Annotated in this window: 18 protein-coding genes; 13 read left to right on the forward strand and 5 right to left on the reverse strand. The window is 67.8% G+C overall.

Annotated features, from left to right (window positions below):
- Positions 1-4: 4 nt before the first annotated feature.
- The 7 genes from FVA74_RS01145 to FVA74_RS01175 all read left to right on the forward strand — a co-directional run bounded on the left by FVA74_RS01145 (position 5) and on the right by FVA74_RS01175 (position 7,753).
- Positions 5-1,033 carry a TIGR03842 family LLM class F420-dependent oxidoreductase gene (locus FVA74_RS01145; RefSeq protein ID WP_147719953.1) on the forward strand — a complete coding sequence of 343 codons (1,029 nt, stop codon included), beginning with the start codon at positions 5-7 and terminating at the stop codon, positions 1,031-1,033.
- A 9-nt stretch (positions 1,034-1,042) separates the two neighbouring features.
- On the forward strand, positions 1,043-1,981 hold the full coding sequence (locus FVA74_RS01150) for an ABC transporter permease (RefSeq protein WP_147719954.1): 939 nt from the start codon (positions 1,043-1,045) through the stop codon (positions 1,979-1,981).
- Positions 1,978-2,802, forward strand: coding sequence for an ABC transporter ATP-binding protein (locus tag FVA74_RS01155; protein WP_147719955.1), 825 nt, complete (start codon positions 1,978-1,980; stop codon positions 2,800-2,802). Before FVA74_RS01150 ends, FVA74_RS01155 begins: the two co-directional genes overlap by 4 nt.
- The gene (locus FVA74_RS01160) at positions 2,802-3,584 is read left to right on the forward strand and encodes an ABC transporter permease (RefSeq protein ID WP_240792262.1); all 783 of its coding nucleotides are present in this window, start codon (positions 2,802-2,804) and stop codon (positions 3,582-3,584) included. Before FVA74_RS01155 ends, FVA74_RS01160 begins: the two co-directional genes overlap by 1 nt.
- A 70-nt stretch (positions 3,585-3,654) precedes the next feature.
- Entirely contained in the window at positions 3,655-4,803 is a 1,149-nt protein-coding gene (locus FVA74_RS01165) for an ABC transporter substrate-binding protein (RefSeq protein ID WP_147719956.1), read from the forward strand.
- Between the two features lie 75 nt (positions 4,804-4,878).
- Positions 4,879-6,201 carry an aspartate aminotransferase family protein gene (locus FVA74_RS01170; protein WP_147719957.1) on the forward strand — a complete coding sequence of 441 codons (1,323 nt, stop codon included), beginning with the start codon at positions 4,879-4,881 and terminating at the stop codon, positions 6,199-6,201.
- A gap of 58 nt (positions 6,202-6,259) precedes the next feature.
- Positions 6,260-7,753, forward strand: coding sequence for a CoA-acylating methylmalonate-semialdehyde dehydrogenase (locus FVA74_RS01175; RefSeq protein ID WP_147719958.1), 1,494 nt, complete (start codon positions 6,260-6,262; stop codon positions 7,751-7,753).
- 16 nt (positions 7,754-7,769) lie between these two features.
- Here the strand turns inward: FVA74_RS01175 and FVA74_RS01180 are convergent, their stop codons facing one another.
- Positions 7,770-8,282, reverse strand: coding sequence for a DUF421 domain-containing protein (locus FVA74_RS01180; protein ID WP_147719959.1), 513 nt, complete (start codon positions 8,280-8,282; stop codon positions 7,770-7,772).
- Between the two features lie 56 nt (positions 8,283-8,338).
- Here FVA74_RS01180 and pyrE point away from each other — a divergent pair, with 56 nt between their 5' ends.
- The 4 genes from pyrE (at position 8,339) to FVA74_RS01200 (ending at position 11,371) form a co-directional block, all read left to right on the forward strand.
- On the forward strand, positions 8,339-8,893 hold the full coding sequence (gene pyrE, locus FVA74_RS01185) for an orotate phosphoribosyltransferase (RefSeq protein WP_147719960.1): 555 nt from the start codon (positions 8,339-8,341) through the stop codon (positions 8,891-8,893).
- Between the two features lie 3 nt (positions 8,894-8,896).
- A complete protein-coding gene (locus tag FVA74_RS01190) occupies positions 8,897-9,904 on the forward strand; it encodes a hypothetical protein (protein ID WP_147719961.1) in 1,008 nt (335 codons plus the stop codon).
- Between the two features lie 157 nt (positions 9,905-10,061).
- Positions 10,062-10,403 carry a PadR family transcriptional regulator gene (locus FVA74_RS01195; RefSeq protein WP_206022639.1) on the forward strand — a complete coding sequence of 114 codons (342 nt, stop codon included), beginning with the start codon at positions 10,062-10,064 and terminating at the stop codon, positions 10,401-10,403.
- A complete protein-coding gene (locus FVA74_RS01200; RefSeq protein ID WP_147719962.1) occupies positions 10,400-11,371 on the forward strand; it encodes a hypothetical protein in 972 nt (323 codons plus the stop codon). Before FVA74_RS01195 ends, FVA74_RS01200 begins: the two co-directional genes overlap by 4 nt.
- On the opposite strand, the gene FVA74_RS01205 is transcribed toward FVA74_RS01200, so the two are convergent.
- From FVA74_RS01205 to FVA74_RS01220, 4 genes are all read right to left on the reverse strand, one after another.
- Positions 11,332-12,177 (reverse strand): PIG-L deacetylase family protein, encoded by an 846-nt coding sequence (locus FVA74_RS01205; RefSeq protein ID WP_168220009.1) that lies wholly within the window; start codon positions 12,175-12,177, stop codon positions 11,332-11,334. The genes FVA74_RS01200 and FVA74_RS01205 overlap by 40 nt on opposite strands.
- 283 nt (positions 12,178-12,460) lie before the next feature.
- Positions 12,461-13,879 (reverse strand): argininosuccinate synthase, encoded by a 1,419-nt coding sequence (argG, locus tag FVA74_RS01210; RefSeq protein ID WP_147719964.1) that lies wholly within the window; start codon positions 13,877-13,879, stop codon positions 12,461-12,463.
- A gap of 41 nt (positions 13,880-13,920) precedes the next feature.
- A complete protein-coding gene (locus tag FVA74_RS01215; RefSeq protein ID WP_147719965.1) occupies positions 13,921-14,775 on the reverse strand; it encodes an oxaloacetate decarboxylase in 855 nt (284 codons plus the stop codon).
- 27 nt (positions 14,776-14,802) lie between these two features.
- A complete protein-coding gene (locus tag FVA74_RS01220; protein WP_206022640.1) occupies positions 14,803-15,615 on the reverse strand; it encodes a glucose 1-dehydrogenase in 813 nt (270 codons plus the stop codon).
- 147 nt (positions 15,616-15,762) lie between these two features.
- Here FVA74_RS01220 and FVA74_RS01225 point away from each other — a divergent pair, with 147 nt between their 5' ends.
- Positions 15,763-16,530 carry a GntR family transcriptional regulator gene (locus FVA74_RS01225; protein ID WP_168220010.1) on the forward strand — a complete coding sequence of 256 codons (768 nt, stop codon included), beginning with the start codon at positions 15,763-15,765 and terminating at the stop codon, positions 16,528-16,530.
- On the forward strand, positions 16,527-17,639 hold the full coding sequence (dctP, locus tag FVA74_RS01230; RefSeq protein ID WP_147719967.1) for a TRAP transporter substrate-binding protein DctP: 1,113 nt from the start codon (positions 16,527-16,529) through the stop codon (positions 17,637-17,639). The genes FVA74_RS01225 and dctP overlap by 4 nt, the downstream gene beginning before the upstream one ends.
- Positions 17,640-17,641: the final 2 nt, after the last annotated feature.

A 17,641-nucleotide genomic window follows, 5' to 3' on the forward strand; every position in this document is an offset into this window, starting at 1 on the left:
ATCAATGGATTTCGGAGCAGTACTGCAGACCAATCCGCCGTCGGCGCGCACCGTGCAGCTGGCGAAGCTGGCCGAGGCGCACGGCTTCAGCCACGTGTGGACGTTCGACTCCCACCTGCTGTGGCAGGAGCCCTATGTGATCTACAGCCGCATCCTCGCCGAGACCGACAAGGTCATCGTCGGGCCGATGGTGACGAACCCGGCGACCCGCGACTGGACGGTCACGGCATCCACCTACGCGACGCTCAACGAGATGTACGGCAACCGCACGATCTGCGGCATCGGCCGGGGCGACTCGGCGGTGCGGGTCACGAACGGCGCCCCAACGACCCTCAAGACGCTGCGTGAATCGATCCACGTGATCAGGGAGCTCGCCAACAGCCGGCCGGTCGAATACAACGGCGCCACGCTGCAGTTTCCCTGGAGCAGGGGGTCGACGCTCGACGTGTGGGTCGCCGCGTATGGTCCCCTGGCGCTCAAGCTCACGGGCGAGGTCGGCGACGGCTTCATCCTGCAGATGGCCGACCTCGATGTCGCCGAGTGGATGATCAAGACGGTGCGGGATGCCGCGGCCAACGCCGGCCGCGACCCCATGTCGATCAAGTTCTGCGTCGCGGCGCCCATGTACATCACCGACGATGCGGATGCGGCGCGAGCGCACATGCGTGACCAGTGCCGCTGGTTCGGCGGCATGGTGGGCAACCACGTCGCCGACATTGTTGCGAAGTACGGGGAGGGCTCGGCGGTGCCCGAGGCCCTCACCGACTACATCAAGGGCCGGGAGGGCTACGACTACAACGAGCACGGGCGGGCGGGCAACACGCACGCCGACTTCGTGCCCGACGAGATTGTCGACCGTTTCTGTGTGCTTGGCACGGCATCCGATCACATCGAGAAGCTCAAGGCACTCGCTGAGCTCGGTGTCGACCAGTTCGCGGGCTACCTGCAGCACGACAACAAAGAGGAGACGTTGCGGGTCTACGGCGAGACCGTCATCCCCGCGCTCTCCGAGCACATCGTCGCGAAGGCATAGGGCGGGGAGATGGCAGACGGGCTCAGCCGCACGGGGCAGATAGCGGCCCCGGCCCTGCGTCGTCGCCGCGGAGCGCCCGCCCGCGAGTTCGCCCGCTGGGCTGCCGGGGCACTCGGCATCGTCGTGCTCGTGGGCATCTGGGAGCTCTACAAGCTCCTCGGCCCCGCGGACGGGCTCGTGCTCTTCGGCAACCGGGTGCTGCCGCGCACGAGCGACCTCGCCATGCCCCACAGCTGGGACATGCTCGCCCGGCTGCTCGAACCGGTCACGCGAGCGGACGGCGCGCGGCCCCTCTGGCTTGAGGTCGCCGTCGCGGCAACCCTGACGCTCGGCATCGCCGCGGCGGGCTGGCTCACGGGGCTCGTCGTGGGTGTGGGCCTCGCGCTCGTGATGCAGCGGTGGAAGCTTGCCGAATGGGGCCTGCTGCCCTGGATCATCCTCAGTCAGACCATCCCCCTCATCGCCTTCGCTCCCGTCGTGCGCAGTTGGGGTTCGCGCATCGAGATGGGCGCCTTCGAGTGGCAGGACTGGATGTCGGTGGCGCTCATCGCCTCCTACCTCGCCTTCTTTCCCATCGCCGTCGGTGCGCTCAAGGGCCTGCAGTCACCCGACACCATCCACGTCGAACTCATGAAGACCTACGCCGCCGGGTGGTGGAAGACCCTCGTGCGCCTACGCCTGCCCGCCGCCGTGCCCTACCTGCTGCCCGCGCTCAGGCTCGGGGCCGCAAACGCCGTCATCGGTGCCGTCGTCGCCGAGGTCTCGACGGGCCTCCAGGGCGGCATCGGGCGCATCCTCATCCAATACGCCGGCCAGGCGAGCGGCGACCCGTCCAAGGCGTGGGGGCCCATCTTCGGTGCCATCGTGCTTGGGCTCGTCGCGGCCGGATCAATCGCACTGCTCGGCGCCATGCTGGGCCGCTACAGAAGAGTGGAGATCAGCGGATGACACAGGTGACCGGTGGTACGGATGCCGTCAGCATCGCGGGCGTCGACAAGGTCTTCGAGACCCGCAGCGGGCAGGTGCAGGCGCTCGAGGGCATCGACCTCACGGTGGCTGCGGGTGAGTTCGTGTCGCTCATCGGTCCCTCCGGCTGCGGCAAGTCCACGCTCATGCGCCTCATCGCCGACCTCGACCAGCCGAGCAGGGGCACCGTCTCGGTCTTCGGCAAACCGGCGAAGGATGCCCGCATCGCCCAGGACTACGGCATCGCCTTCCAGCAGGCCGGCCTGCTGCCGTGGCGCACGGTCGAGGAGAACATCGAGCTGCCGCTCTCCCTCCACGGTGCACCGAAAGCCGAACGGGCGGCACGCGTCGCCGAACTCGTCTCGCTCGTTGGGCTTGGGGACTTCGCCGAGCGCTACCCCGACCAGCTCTCGGGTGGGATGCAGCAGCGCGTGGCGATCGCCCGGGCGCTGGCGGAGAAGCCCCGCCTGCTGCTGATGGATGAACCCTTCGGGGCCCTCGACGAGATGACGAGAGAACGGATGCAGTCGGAGCTCGTGCGCATTTGCGCCGAGACCGGCGCGGCCGTCGTGTTCGTGACGCACTCGATCCCCGAAGCGGTGTTCCTCTCCGACCGGGTCGTGGTCATGTCGCCCCGGCCGGGCCGCATCCAGGAGATCGTGACCATGCGACTCGCCGCCACCGCCGACCGCGGAGAGGGCCTGCGCGAGCAGCACGAGTTCTTCGACATGATCACCGCCGTGCGCGAGGCCCTCCACCAGGGCTCGCCGGTCGCCGCGGTGCGTGGAGTGGAGACGCGCTGATGGGCCGGGCCGTGACGATGAACCCGCGGACGGAGGTCGCCGCACGCACCATCGCGCCCATCGTCGTGGGCCTCGTCGTGCTCGGCGGCTGGCAGCTCGCCGTGACCGTCGGGGGTGTCGACGACTACCTCCTGCCTGCGCCCGCCTCGATCATCGACCAGCTCGTGGAGTTCGCCCCCTCCATGCTCAGCGCCGGGCTCATCACGGGCACCAACGCCCTCATCGGCCTCCTCGTGGGGGCCGTGCTGGGCATCGGCGTCGCCCTGCTCGCAGCATCCACGCGCCTGGTCGACTGGATGGCTGCGCCCGTCGTGGCGGCGCTCGCCGTCATCCCCATCGTGGCGCTCGCGCCCGTGCTCAACACCATGTTCGGTGCCGATTCGCAGTTCGGGCGCCAGGCCATTGCGGCGCTCGCCGTCTTCGTGCCCGTCTTCATCAACACCCTGCGCGGGCTCCGCCAGGCACTCCCCGTGCACCGCGACCTCATGGCCGTGTACGCCGCGAAACCCGGCCAGGTCATGCGCACCGTGACACTGCCGACGGCGACGCCCTTTGTCTTCACGGGCATCCGCATCGGCTCCTCGCTCGCCGTCATCTCGGCGCTCGTGGCCGAATACTTCGGCGGCCCGCGCGGTGGTCTCGGTGGTCTGATCTCCACGTCAGCCGCATCCAGCGCGTACCCGCGTGCCTGGGCATACGTCCTCATCTCCATAGTGCTCGGCCTGGCCTTCTATCTCGTGACGCTCGGCGCTGAGCGACTCGCGGTGCGGAGGCGTAGCTGAACCCGACGTCCTCCCGCCCTTCGGGCGAGATGGCCGACCACACAGGCACCAACGACAGGAAGGCACCGACATGAACCACAGCACACGTCGTGCGGCGAGCATCGCCGCGACAGCACTCGCGGCAGGGCTCGTACTCTCGGCCTGCTCAGCCGCCGGGGGCGACACCGATTCCGACACGGGGGGCGACGAGCTCACCGAGGTGAAGCTGCAGTTGCAGTGGCTGCCGCAGGGGCAGTTCGCTGGCTACTTCGCGGCAGACGAGCAGGGCTTCTTCGAGGAGGCAGGCCTCGACGTCGAGATCATCCCGAGTGGTGGCGACATCGTGCCGCAGGATGCCCTCGCCAACGGCGACGTCGACTACGCGGTCGCGTGGGTGCCGAAGGTGCTCGGCTCGATCGAGGCTGGCGCCAACGTGACCAACATCGCGCAGATCTTCCAGCGCTCCGGCACCCTGCAGGTGTCGTGGGCCGACTCCGGCATCGACTCGGTCGCCGACTTCGAGGGCAAGAAGATCGGCAGCTGGGGCTTCGGCAACGAGTGGGAGATCTTCGCTGCGATGGCGGAGGAGGGGCTCGACTCGACGACCGTCGAGATCATCACGCAGGACTTCAACATGAACGCCTTCCTCTCGGGCGACATCGATGCAGCCCAGGCGATGACCTACAACGAGTACGCGCAGCTGCTCGAAGCGGTCAACCCCGACACGGGCGAGCTCTACACGCCGGAGGACTTCACCGTCATCAGCTACGAGGACACCGTCGGCGCGATGCTGCAGGACGCCATCTGGGCCGACACCGAGCGTCTCGAGAGCGACGAGGAGTATCAGGAGACGACCGTCGCCTTCCTCAAGGCCGTCATCAAGGGCTGGGCCTACGCCGCCGACAACCCCGAGGAGGCCTCGGAGATGACCATCAACGCCGGTTCCGGCTGGGGCCCGAGCCACGAGCTGTGGATGGTTAACGAGACCAACAAGCTCATCTGGCCGGCAGAGAACGGCATCGGCTACATCGATGAAGCCGCATTCGAGGCGACTGTCGCGGCAGCGCTGAGCGCCACCAACGAGACCGGCGCGAGCCTCATCACCGAGGAACCGCCCGCCACCGCGTGGACCAACGAATACATCGAGCAGGCACTCGCCGAACTCGAGGAGGAAGGCGTCGACGTGAAGGGAGACGACTTCGAAGCCATCGAGGTCGAGCTGCTCGAGGGCGGCGCCTAGCAAGCACCGGCCGGGCGGTCGAGCACTCCTCGGCCGCCCGGCCACCAACGTCAACAGAAAGCAGGCGTGACCCCCATGAACGACCGCACCAGCATCCCAAATGAGCGCATCGTCGCGCTCGACCGCGCCCACGTCTTCCACTCCTGGTCTGCGCAGGGCGCCCTCGCGCCGCTCGTCATCACGGGAGGCTCAGGGACCCGCGCCTGGGATGACGAGGGCACCACCTACCTCGACTTCTCGAGCCAGCTCATCAACCTCAACATTGGGCACCAGCATCCGGCGGTCATCGCGGCAATCGTGGAGCAGGCGCGCCAGCTCACGACGGTCGCCCCCGCCACCGCCAATCTTGCCCGCGGGGAGGCCGCCCAGCGCATCGTCGCGCGGGCGCCCGAGGGCTTCAACAAGGTGTTCTTCACCAACGGTGGTGCGGATGCCAACGAGAACGCCATCCGCATGGCCCGCCTGCACACGGGGCGCGACACCGTGCTCTCGACCTACCGTTCGTACCACGGCAACACTGGTGCGGCGATCGTCGCGACGGGGGACTGGCGGCGGATGCCCAACCAGTACGCCCGCGGACACGTGCATTTCTGGGGGCCCTACCTCTACCGCTCCGAGTTCTGGGCAACGACGCCCGAGCAGGAATCGGAGCGGGCACTGCGGCACCTCGAACGCACCATCCAGGGCGAGGGACCGCAAACGATCGCGGCGATCCTGCTCGAGACGGTGCCGGGAACCGCGGGCATCCTGCCGCCACCCCCCGGCTACCTGGCGGGCGTGCGGGAGCTCTGCGACCGTTACGGCATCGTGCTGATCCTCGACGAGGTCATGGCGGGCTTCGGCCGCACGGGCCGCTGGTTCGCGTTCGACGGCTACGACGTCGTGCCCGACCTGATCACCTTCGCCAAAGGGGTCAACTCCGGCTACGTGCCGGTCGGGGGCGTGATCATCTCCGACGAGATCGCCGCCGACTTCGACGACACCGTCTTTCCCGGCGGGCTCACCTACAGCGGGCATCCGCTCGCAATGGCGTCGATCATCGGCGCGCTCGACGCGATGGAGCGCGAGGGCATCGTCGACAACGCCGCCCGCATCGGTGAGGAAGCGATCCGGCCGGCGCTCGAATCACTCGCGCAGAAGCATCCGATCGTCGGCGAGGTGCGCGGCGAGGGCGTCTTCTGGGCGATCGAGCTCGTCGCCGAGCGGGAGAGCCGCGAACCCCTGCCCGCGGAGGCTATGGGCCGCATCAAGAGCGAACTACTTGCCCGCCGGCTGCTCGCGATCGTGCAAGACAACCGCATCCACGTCGTGCCCCCCTGCGTCGTCACTGATGACGAGGTGGCGGAGGCCGTCGCAATCTACGACGAGGTGCTCGCCCTCGTCGGTACCGCGGGTTGAGTAGGCCCGCCAGGGCCATATCGAGACCCCCACGCTTTCTTCGAACAAAGGAACCACAATGACCATCACGCTCAACCACTGGATCAACGGGGCCGACGCCGAGGGCACCTCCCCGCGCACCTCGCCTGTCTTCAATCCCGCCCGCGGCGAGGTCAGCAAGACTGTGCGACTTGCGAGCGTTGCGGATGTCGACACCGCCGTCGCTGCCGCGCGCGAGGCCTTCCCCGCGTGGCGGGCCGCATCGCTCGCCAAGCGGCAGGGCATCCTGTTCACCTTCCGCGAGCTGCTCAACCAGCGGCAGGGCGAGCTGGCCGACATCCTCACCTCCGAGCACGGCAAGGTGACCTCGGATGCGCTCGGCGAGATCGCGCGCGGCCTCGAGGTCGTCGAGTTCGCGCTCGGCATGCCGCACCTGCTCAAGGGTGACTACAGCGAGAACGTCTCCACGGGGGTCGACGTCTACACGCTGCGACAGCCACTTGGCGTGGTGGGCATCATCAGCCCCTTCAACTTCCCTGCCATGGTGCCCCTCTGGTTCTTCCCGATCGCGCTCGCGGCAGGCAACACGGTCGTGCTGAAGCCGAGCGAGAAAGACCCCTCGGCGGCGAACTGGATGGCATCGCTGCTCGCCGAGGCCGGCCTGCCGGCGGGCGTGTTCAACGTGGTCCACGGTGACAAGGAGGCGGTCGATGCGCTGCTGGAGCACCCGGATGTCGCCTCCATCTCCTTCGTCGGCTCCACCCCGATCGCCAAGTACATCTACGAGACCGCGTCATCGCATGGCAAGCGGGTGCAGGCCCTCGGCGGTGCCAAGAACCACATGCTGGTGCTGCCGGATGCCGACCTCGACCTGGCCGCGGATGCCGCCGTCAACGCCGGCTTCGGTTCGGCGGGCGAACGTTGCATGGCGATCAGCGTCATCCTCGCGGTCGAACCTGTCGCCGACGAGTTGATCTCCCGCATCACCTCCCGCATGCAGGGCCTCAAGGTCGGCGACGGAATGCGCGGATGCGACATGGGCCCGCTCATCACGGAGGCGCACCGCGACAAGGTCGCCTCCTACATCGACGTCGCCGAAAACGACGGGGCGACCGTCGTGGTCGACGGGCGCGGCGTGGAGGTCGATGGCGAGGCATCCGGTTTCTGGCTCGGACCGACCCTCTTCGACAAGGTCTCGACCGAGTCGGCCGTCTACCGGGACGAGATCTTCGGCCCCGTGCTGTCGATCGTGCGCGTCGCCTCCTACGACGAGGGCCTCGCCATCATCAACGACTCCCAGTACGGCAACGGCACCGCCATCTTCACGAACGACGGTGGGGCGGCGCGTCGCTTCCAAAACGAGGTGCAGGTGGGCATGGTCGGCATCAATGTGCCCATCCCGGTGCCCGTCGCCTACCACTCCTTCGGCGGGTGGAAGGACTCGCTCTTCGGTGACGCCAAGGCCTACGGTCCGTCAGGTATCGCGTTCTTCACGCGCGAGAAGGCCGTGACGTCGCGCTGGCTCGACCCCTCGCACGGCGGCATCAACCTGGGCTTCCCGCAGCATGACTGACCGCCTGCACGGGGCTTCAGCGGCTCGGCTTGACCCCCTCGAGGGCCGAGCCGTCGCCCATGCTGTCGGAGGTGATGACGCTGAGTTTGCCGTTGGTCTCCAGCACGACCGCTGCCACCCGTGACACGTCACCTGTGCCGGTGCCGCGGATGGCCTGACGCACCTCGGAACGGGTGAGGCGGTTTCGCCGGATCGCCTCGTCGCGGTATTCACCATCGCAGACAAGGAGCACGGGGCTGGCCGTGAAGAACGAACGCATGGGCGGCCAGAGCGCCGACAGCAGCGCCACGACCAGTTGCAACCCGGCGAGGAGGGCGAGCGCCACCATCCCCTCCGCCCACGACACATCGACGCTGAGCAGGATCGTGGCGAGGGTTGACCCGATCGCGACGGTCACGATGAAGTCGAAGGTGTTCAGCTGGCTGAGGGTGCGCTTGCCGGTGACCCTGAGCACGACGATGAGGCCGACGTACGCGGCTGTGCCGACCAGGAGGGTGCGGATGATGTCAGACCAGTTGTCGAACCACATGCGTCGGGCCTACCACGGCTGCCTACAAGGCGCGTGAACCCCGATACAATCGCCGGGTGACGGATGCCAGGCAGCAGCTCATTGAGTACATCAAGACCGACGCGGTCTTCCACGGGGACTTCACCCTCACGAGCGGCAAGAAGGCGAGCTACTACGTTGACCTGCGCAAGGTGAGCCTCGACCACCGCGTCGCCCCGCTGATCGGCCAGGTCATGCTCGACCTGATCGCCGATATCCCGGATGTGTCGGCCGTCGGTGGCCTCACCATGGGGGCTGACCCCATCGCATCTGCTGTGCTCCACCAGGGTGCCGCACGTGGTGCCGCCTACGACGCCTTCGTCGTGCGCAAGGAGCCCAAGGACCACGGTCGCGGCCGCCAGGTCGAGGGGCCGGATGTCACGGGCAAGCGCGTCATCGTGCTGGAAGACACCTCTACGACGGGTGGCTCCCCGCTCAAGGCGGCCGAAGCGCTCGAGAAGGTTGGCGCGATCATCGCTGGCGTCGCGGTCGTCGTCGACCGGGACACGGGTGCCAAGGAGATCATCGAGAAGGCTGGCTACCCGTACTACGCGGCCATCACGCTCGGCGACCTGGGCCTCACGAAGGAGTAGCCCGTGGGCAAGCGCGAGGAGGATGAAGCCGCCGGCGGCGGGCTCGATGACCTCTTCGGCGCCGAGAAGTTCCGCGAATACGACGACAGCATCAACCCCTTCGTTGCGCCGCCACCCACCGCGCCCGTGAGGGTGGTGACGCCGGACCTTCCGCTTCCCGCGGAGGAGCCCGCGCCCGTCCACCACCGCCTCTCGCCCACCGTGGCGATGCCGGTTGTGGAGGAGGAGCGTGGGCCCATTCACGACCGCTTCTCGCCCACCGTGGCGATGCCCACTGTCGGCGAAGAGCGCGGGCCTGTGCATGACCGCCTGTCGGCGACTGTCGCGATGACCGTTGTCCAGGCATCCGGAGCTCCCTCCGGTGAGGAGACCGTGGCAATGCCGGTCACGCCGCTCACAGATGCGGCCCCGGCAACCGGCACCAGCCCCACAGCAGCGGGCAGCGCGGTGGCCCCGCAACCCAGCGGGAGTCTCTGGACGCGCCTCGGCATGCGCGCCCGCGTGCTCGTCGGCGTCGGCGGCGGAGCAGCCCTCACCCTGCTCCTCGTGGGACTCTACGCGCTCGGCACCACGCTCGGCGGCGGCCCGGATGCGGCGACCGCCGACGGCGCGGGAGCCGAGGCATCCGTCACCGCGCTCGAGCCGGGCGTGCACCCCTGGACCGCGCTGCAGGGCGGCGAATGCCTCGACCCCATGGACAGCGTGTGGGCCGAAGAGTTCACGGTCGTCGAGTGCGACGCGCCCCACGCCGGCCAGTTTCTCTACGGCGGGCAGGTCGGCCCTGAGGTGACCGTGTACCTCGACGCCGAGGGCTGGCAGGGGCTCACGACCACGCTGTGCGACGCGGGCGAACTGCTCGACCTCGACGCGGCATCCGCCATCACCGACCTCGAGTGGCAGCTCACCTACGCGGGCGATGCCACCGAGTGGGCGAACGGCGACCGCAGCTACGGATGCTTCGTCAGCCGCACCTCGGGCGAACCGCTGACGGGGTCGCTGCTCGCGGGGTAGCGCGGCTCGCAGTTCGTGGCTCGCGTCTTGTGGCTCCGCGGGTCTCGCTGTCTGCCGCGCCCTCGACACCTGGCGGCGCGCGTGCGCCCCCTTCGCTCATTCATACGTTCGCAGATAGACGCTCGATATATATCGAGCGATTGAGTATGCTCGCCCCATGGCAGAGATGCGCGAACCCACCTTTCTCATCCTCACTGCGCTCGCAGAGGGGCGAAAGCATGGCTATGCCCTCATCGCCGGCGCGGCCACCCTCTCGGGAGGGCGGGTCGCCGTCAAGGTCGGCACGCTCTATGCGGCCCTCGACCGGCTGCAGGAGCAGGGCCGCGTGGCGGAGGCGGGTGAAGAGGTGGTCGACGGACGACTCCGCCGGTACTACGAGTTGACGGATGCCGGTGCGCGCGACCTCGCCGAGGAGGTCGGCCGACTGGAGCGGAACGCGCGGCAGGCGCGCCAGAGTCTTGCCCGCCGTGGTGTCGCGATCGCGGGGGCCGGCGCATGAGCGCGGCACTCGAACAGCGCTACCGCCGAGCACTGCGCTGGTACCCGGCGCAGTGGCGCGCGCGGCACGAGGAGGTCGTGCTCTCAACCTTGTTGGATGGGGCCGACGCGGAGGGGCGCGCAACGCCCGGTCGGGGCGAGCTGCTGAACCTCGCGGTGACCGGTCTCGCCGCGCGAGCATCCGGCTTGCTGCCCCTCGCTGTGCGGGACATGATCGCCACCGTCTCGCTCGCGACTGGCACTGTGCTGGCCATCACGTTCCTCTTCGTCTACTCCTGGGCGCCGTGGGTCACGGAGCCCATCGCTGGCGGCTCTGCGTTCGGGCCATTCCGTGACCCCGGTGTCCTCGTCTATGGACTCTGGCCGTTCGCCTACGTCCTCTTCCTGTTGCGTCGCCGCGTCGCTATGCGGTGGATGCTGGGAGTCGCCGCCATCGCGGCGCCGCTCCTCCGCGCCGCCAACTGGGTGCAGGGCGACGTGTGGAGCGGGCCCATGACGACCACACTCGGCGTGCTCATGATGCTCGCGGTGGGCGCGCTGCTGGGGGTGCCCGAGCGCCGCGCCAAGATGGCCATGGCGCTCGGCTACGCGACCGCGATCTGTGTCGTCATCGTGCAGACGACGGGAAGCATCAGGCATGTCGAAGTCTGGGAGCGAGCCTTCTGGCTGCTGCACAGCTCACCCATTGAGTGGATCGTCCTCGGGACGCTCGCTGCCGCGGTCGTGTTGGGCATCATCCGCCGACCGCATGCGGCAGTCTTCGCCGTGGTGCTTGCGGCGCCGTGGATGCTCGCGGTCGGCTTCGCCGCGCTGCGCACCGATTTCTCGGCGACGGCAGGCCTCGCCCTGTATGCCGCCGTGCTTGCGGCTGCGGCATCCGTCGTGGTGCTGGCCGTCCGACGCTCGCAGGCGGCGTTGCGGCGGTCGCCTCAGTCGAGCGGGTCCTCCGCGAGGTCGCGCACGGAGTAGAACTCGCTGTCCCAGAGGGCGTAGATGAGCCAGGTGGGCAGGATGTAGGTCTCCTGCATGTAGTTCTCCTGCGAAGCGTGGATGGCCCAGCCCTCGTGCTTCTTCTGCACCTCGGCGGGCATCGAGTGGGTCGGCTCGGGCTGGTTCTCGGCAACGAACGCTCCCGCATCCCCGCCGAACATGGTGAGCGCCTTGGTGGGGCTGATCGTGTAGACGACGTGGCTGGGGCCCGTGTATGCACCGTCGTCTTCCGCGACCTGGAGGATCGCCAACTCGGTGATGCGGCCCATCTCCATGTGATCCTTGTGGCCGGTGGCTCCGCTTTCGGGCCAGAAGGCGACCACAACATCCGGCTTCTGCTGGCGCAGCACGTCGGCAACGCGCTCGACGAGCTCCTCCTCCTCGGACTGCGGCACCCCGCCATCCGGGTAGTCCCACACCTCGTGGCCGTCGACGCCCATGTTGAAGCTGTTCTTGAGCGACTCGGCCATCCGCACCGTGCCGAGGTCCTTCTGCCGTGCGACGACGGGCACCTGTGTGCCCGCCTCGCCCCGCGTCGCCGTGACCATGTACGTGTACGCGTCATCGTGCGTCTTCGCGCGGGTGAAGAGACCGTTGACGGTCTGCTCGTCATCCGGATGCGCGAAGATCCCGACGACCCGCGTGCCGCCCACCTCGCCGATCACCGAGTCGACGCCCTGCGCGCTCGGCTCATGGAACAGGCTCCGCCCGAACCAGTACACGCCGCCGACGGCGACGATCAGGATGCTCGCGACGATGATGAGCGCGACGGTGCGCTTGCGCATGGGTGACTCCGTTGTCTCGGGATGTCCGCCCATCCTGCCAGCGCGGGCGGACTCGCGGCAGGCTCTCGAACGGGTGCGGGCGGCGTGGCGTGGCGCGTGCCTGCGGTCGCGGTCGCGGTGCTCGAGGGCTACAGTTTTTGCCTTCGCGCCACAGAAGTTGCTGTAGCGCGCGGCGGAAACTGCAGCGGCAGCGGTGGGGGGCGGGAGCAGGGGTGCGCGCCCGCGGAAACACGGGAGGCCCGCCACGCCGAAGCGCGAGCGGGCCCTCCCGGGGTGGGATGCGTCAGTCGGTGCCGGCGTCGAAGGCCGCCCGGTCGAGGGCCTGCTCGCCCTCGGTGTCGCCACCCTCGCCACCGGCGATCTCGTCGGCGCCGCCCTCTTCGAGCTGTCCCATCAGCTTGGCGGTCTCGCCCGAGACGATGCCCTGGGCAGTGTACTGCTCGAGGCGTGCGCGCGAGTCGGCGATGTCGAGGTTGCGCATGGTCAACTGGCCGATGCGGTCCTCGGGGCCGAAGGCGGCATCCGTCACCCGCTCCATCGACAGCTTGTCGGGGTGGTAGCTGAGCGCGGGACCCTCCGTGTTGAGGATCGTGTAGTCGTCGCCGCGGCGCAGGCGCAGCGTGACGGTGCCGGAGACGGCGGAGCCGACCCAGCGCACGATCGACTCGCGCAGCATAAGCGACTGCGGGTCGAGCCAGCGTCCCTCATACATGAGGCGCCCGAGGCGGCGGCCCTCGTTGTGGTAGTTCGCGACGGTGTCTTCGTTGTGGATCGCGTTGAGCAGGCGCTCGTAGGCGATGTGGAGGAGTGCCATGCCGGGGGCCTCGTAGAGGCCGCGGCTCTTGGCCTCGATGATGCGGTTCTCGATCTGGTCGGATGCGCCGAGGCCGTGGCGGCCACCGATTGCGTTCGCCTCGAGGACGAGGGCGACAGCATCCGCATATTCGGTGCCGTTGATGGCGACGGGGCGGCCGCCGTCGAAGGTGATCGTGACGTCTTCGGTCGTGATCTCGACGTCTTCACGCCAGGACGCGACGCCCATGATGGGTTCGACGATCTCGAAGCCGGTGTCGAGCTGTTCGAGGCTCTTGGCCTCGTGGGTGGCACCCCAGATGTTGGCGTCGGTGCTGTAGGCCTTCTCGGATGATGCGCGGTACGGCAGGTCGTGCGCCTGCAGCCACTCGCTCATCTCCTTGCGGCCGCCGAGCTCCTCGACGAACTGCTGGTCGAGCCAGGGCTTGTAGATGCGAAGGCGCGGGTTGGCGAGCAGGCCGTAGCGGTAGAACCGCTCGATGTCGTTGCCCTTGTAGGTGGAGCCGTCGCCCCAGATGTCGACGCCGTCCTCCTTCATGGCACGCACCAGCATGGTTCCGGTGACGGCGCGCCCGAGGGGGGTCGTGTTGAAGTAGGTCTTGCCTGCGCTGCGGATGTGGAACGCGCCGCACTGCAGGGCGACGAGGCCCTCCTCAACGAGCGGGGTGCGGCAGTCGACCAGGCGGGCGATCTCGGCGCCGTACTCCTTGGCGCGACCCGGGATGCCCTCGATGTCGGGTTCGTCTGGCTGCCCGATGTCTGCCGTGTAGGTGCAGGGCACGGCGCCCTTGTCGCGCATCCAGGCGACAGCTACCGAGGTGTCGAGTCCGCCCGAGAAGGCGATACCGACGCGCTCGCCGACGGGCAGGCTTGTGAGAACTTTCGACATGGTCTCAATCGTAGGGCTTCGGATGCCTTGCCAGCGGCCCCTCAAGACCCGTAGGTGTCGTCCATGTACTCGTGATGCCCGAGGTTGACGACGTTCATGAAGTCGTCGTAGCTGAACGAGGCCGCCGCATTGCTGAAGCCCGTGCTTCGGAGCGTCGCAAGGGCGGATGCCGCTGCCTCTGTCGCCGCAAAGAGTGCGTCGAGCGGGTGCAGCACGATGGAGTATCCGAGGTCGCGGGCGTCATCGATCGTGAGGCTGGCCGCTTCTGTGCCCGTGATGAGGGCGATGACCTTGGGTCCCTCGAGCTTCGTGCCGATGGCCTCGGCCTGGGCAAGCGTCTTGACGCCGTCGATGAAAAGAAGGTCGGCTCCGCTGTCCTGGTAGCGACGGGCTCGCTCGAGCGCAACGTCGAGTCCCTCAACGCCGAGTGCGTCGGTCCGCCCGATGATGAGCAGGTCGTGGTCGCCCCGGGCGTCGACGGCCGCCGCGATGTGGCGCGCGGCACGGAAGTCCTCCATGAGGTGCACACCCGCCAACTGGCCGCAGCGCTTGGGGCTCGTCTGGTCTTCGAGGTGGAGCGCCGCGACATCCGCCTGGATGTACTCGTGCACCGTGCGCTCGACATTCGACGGACCGCCGTAGCCGTTGTCGGCATCGGCGATCACCGGGATGCCGGCCGCGCGCACCATGTTGCGCGCGGCATCCGCCATCTCGGTCTGGGTGAGGAGGCCGAGGTCAGGCATGCCCAGTCGTGCAGCGGTCACCCCGAAGCCGGTCATGTAGACGGCGTCGAAGCCGGCCTGGCGCACGAGGCGCGCAGTGAGTGGGTCGGCTGCTCCCGGGGCCTGTACGAGGCCCTGGCTGAGCAGTGTGCGAAGGTGAGCTGCGTTGGTCATCCTGTTCCTTCTTCGGCGTCGGGGTGGTCAGCCGACGGTGAGGCCACCGTCGATGTTGATCGACTGGCCCGTCATGTAGTCGGAAGCTTGGGAGGCGAGGAAGGCGGCGAGGCCTGCAACATCGTCGCTCGTCTGCGGCCGCCCGAGCGGCACGGCTGAGGTGCGGGTCTTCCACGCCGTGCCGGTCTCCCAACCTTCCACGGCAGACCATTGCTCGTCGATGAGCTTCCACATGTCGGTCTCGACGAGTCCCGGGCAGATCGCATTGACCGTGATGTGCGGCGCGAGGCTTGCGGATGCGCTGTGCGTGAGGCTGATGACGGCTGCCTTGCTCGCGCGGTAGTGGGGAATGATGGGCGCCATCGGGCCGGCCGCGTAGCGTCCCGCGATCGACGCCATTGCGACGATCTTGCCCTTCGGTCGTCCTGCCGCCATGGGCTCCTGCGAGAGCATCTGTCGGGCGGCCGCCTGCATGGTGAGCAGCGTGCCGGTCACGTTGACGTTCATCGTGCGGTTCCAGTCGTCGGCTGTGACCTCAAGGAACGGCTTGACCTGCACGATGCCCGCGTTGCAGACCATCATCTCGAGGCTGCCGAACTCCTCGACCGCAGCCGCAACGAGGGAGCTCGTGTCGTCGGCGACCGTCACGTCCGCCCGCACATGGAGTGTCGAGGCGCCCGTCGCGGAACGCACCTGGGCGGCTGCCTCCTCGGCCTTCTGCTCGTCGATGTCGCTCACGACGATGTTGGCGCCCTGGCGGGCGAGCCGGTGTGCCATGGCGAGGCCGATGCCCTGTCCGGACCCTGTGATGGCAACGGTCATGTTGGTGAGTGATTCCACTGTGAAGCTCCGCCTTCGTTTATGCATGCCTCGCTGGCACCCTTCTTGTATACAAGATTTCGCTACCAATGTGTACATGAGCGCGAATGTTCGTGTATACAAGTGTCAGCACGTCCGTCAATGCCGACAGCGAGAGGAAGTAAGGCGATGCCCAGCACCCCCAGCGGTTCCCTCGCCGATCGCGTGGCTACCCAGCTGCAGGACGCCATCATCTCGGGCACGCTCGACCTCGGAGAAGCCCTCTCAGAAGAAGCGATCGCAGACGCACTCGAAGTGAGCCGCACGCCCGTGCGCCAAGCATTGCAACTGCTGCAGTCACGCGGGCTCGTTCAGATCCGTCCCCGTTCCGGTACCTATGTCTTCGAGCCGAGCGAGAAGCAGATCGCTGAGATGACGGAGTTTCGCGTCACCCTGGAACTGCAGGCCGCGCGCTGGGCGTTCGAGCGGCGCCGGAAGGAGAGCGCACGGGGACTCACTGACGTCGTTGAAACGATGCAGGCGGCGATCGATGTGCGCGACATGAACGCCTACGGCCGGGCCGACACCGCCTACCACGAGGTGTTCTTCACCGGCTGCGACAACAGCTTCCTCTGGAACACCTACGTCTTCACCTTTGCGCAGATCGCCGCACTGCGAACGCACCTCGCCACCTACACCGATGCGGAGCCGCTTCGTTCCTTCGCTGACCACGAGGCCATGCGCGACATCTTCGACTCCGGCAGCGCCGACGACATCGAAGCGATCCTCGTGCCACACATCCTGCGCACGAGGGAGAACTACACGGCGACGCTCCGCCAGCGGCAGGAGCGGCAGTCCGAGAGTCGGATCGAGCACCTCAGACGGGCGTTCGATTCCCAAGGGCCGCGTGCCGAAACGGCGCTCGGCCAAGCACCACATCGAGAGGAAAGCAAGTGAACACAGTGAACAAGAGGCGCGGCCTCGCTGTCGCCGGCACCCTGCTGGCCGCAGCAATGGTCGTCACCGGATGCTCGGCATCCGGCGGCGGGGCGGAAGGCGAGGAGACCTTCGACCTGACCTGGACCTCGTACACGACTCCAGAGGGCTACTACAGCATGGCCATGGACGAGTGGATCGAGATCGTCGAGGAGCGCACCGAGGGCCGCGTCACGATCGAGCCCTTCTACATGGGTTCGCTCTGCGCGACGATGGACGGCCTCGCCTGCACCAAGGATGGTCGCGCCGACATCGCCTACACCTCGGCTGCATTCCACCCGGCAGAGTTCCCCCTCGCCAACGTCGTCACGGTGCCGTTCGTTGCGAAGGACCCCGTTGCGCAGACCGCGACGGCGATGTCGCTCTACAACAACAACGAGGCCTACGCGGCCGAGTTCGAGGCGCAGGGCGTTCACGCGCTCTACTTCGCCCCGGTGACGACCTCGATCCTCGGCACGACGACTGAGGCGAGCACGTTCGAGGACCTTGACGGTCTCTCCGTGCGCGGCACCGCTCGCATGCTGAAGGCGCTCGAGATGGCGGGAGCGAACCCCTCCGCCATCGCCGTGAGCGAGATCTACGAATCCATCGAGAACGGCGTGATCGACGCCTGGTCGTCGACCGGCCTCGAGTCGGCCATCACCGAGTGGAACCTCGGGGAGGTCACGTCCCACATGACCGACACCCAGTCGGGCGCGTTCATCAACGTCGTCGCGATCATGAACGACGAGGTCTGGAACTCGCTGCCCGAGGACATCCAGCAGATCATGCTCGAGGCGAGCGAAGAGGTCTGGGGCGGGCTCTCCGGCGACTACCTCGACGCGATCTTCAGCGAGACCTGCGACCGTGCGGAGGAGCAGGGCGTCAAGCTCAGCGTGTGGAGCGACCAGGAGACCGCGAAATGGGAGGCCGCAGTCGGCGACACCCTCGTCAACGACTGGAGGGCCGAAGCCGAGGCTGCTGGCGCGACCGACGTCGAGGGCTTCTACGCTGACTACCTTTCCGAGCTCGAGACTGCGACCGCCGACAGTGACTACGTTGCTCCCGTCGAGTACTGCCTGAGCCGCTAATC

This window comes from Salinibacterium sp. dk2585, assembly GCF_008001035.1.
Lineage (GTDB): Bacteria > Actinomycetota > Actinomycetes > Actinomycetales > Microbacteriaceae > Homoserinimonas.

What these genes read in the sequence shown, in the direction of transcription:
- FVA74_RS01145 (WP_147719953.1), top strand. Translation starts at nt 5, where the DNA reads ATGGATTTCGGAGCAGTACTGCAGACCAATCCGCCGTCGGCGCGCACC.
- FVA74_RS01150 (WP_147719954.1), top strand. Translation starts at nt 1,043, where the DNA reads ATGGCAGACGGGCTCAGCCGCACGGGGCAGATAGCGGCCCCGGCCCTG.
- FVA74_RS01155 (WP_147719955.1), top strand. Translation starts at nt 1,978, where the DNA reads ATGACACAGGTGACCGGTGGTACGGATGCCGTCAGCATCGCGGGCGTC.
- FVA74_RS01160 (WP_240792262.1), top strand. Translation starts at nt 2,802, where the DNA reads ATGGGCCGGGCCGTGACGATGAACCCGCGGACGGAGGTCGCCGCACGC.
- FVA74_RS01165 (WP_147719956.1), top strand. Translation starts at nt 3,655, where the DNA reads ATGAACCACAGCACACGTCGTGCGGCGAGCATCGCCGCGACAGCACTC.
- FVA74_RS01170 (WP_147719957.1), top strand. Translation starts at nt 4,879, where the DNA reads ATGAACGACCGCACCAGCATCCCAAATGAGCGCATCGTCGCGCTCGAC.
- FVA74_RS01175 (WP_147719958.1), top strand. Translation starts at nt 6,260, where the DNA reads ATGACCATCACGCTCAACCACTGGATCAACGGGGCCGACGCCGAGGGC.
- FVA74_RS01180 (WP_147719959.1), bottom strand. Translation starts at nt 8,282, where the DNA reads ATGTGGTTCGACAACTGGTCTGACATCATCCGCACCCTCCTGGTCGGC.
- FVA74_RS01195 (WP_206022639.1), top strand. Translation starts at nt 10,062, where the DNA reads ATGGCAGAGATGCGCGAACCCACCTTTCTCATCCTCACTGCGCTCGCA.
- FVA74_RS01200 (WP_147719962.1), top strand. Translation starts at nt 10,400, where the DNA reads ATGAGCGCGGCACTCGAACAGCGCTACCGCCGAGCACTGCGCTGGTAC.
- FVA74_RS01205 (WP_168220009.1), bottom strand. Translation starts at nt 12,177, where the DNA reads ATGCGCAAGCGCACCGTCGCGCTCATCATCGTCGCGAGCATCCTGATC.
- argG (WP_147719964.1), bottom strand. Translation starts at nt 13,879, where the DNA reads ATGTCGAAAGTTCTCACAAGCCTGCCCGTCGGCGAGCGCGTCGGTATC.
- FVA74_RS01215 (WP_147719965.1), bottom strand. Translation starts at nt 14,775, where the DNA reads ATGACCAACGCAGCTCACCTTCGCACACTGCTCAGCCAGGGCCTCGTA.
- FVA74_RS01225 (WP_168220010.1), top strand. Translation starts at nt 15,763, where the DNA reads ATGCCCAGCACCCCCAGCGGTTCCCTCGCCGATCGCGTGGCTACCCAG.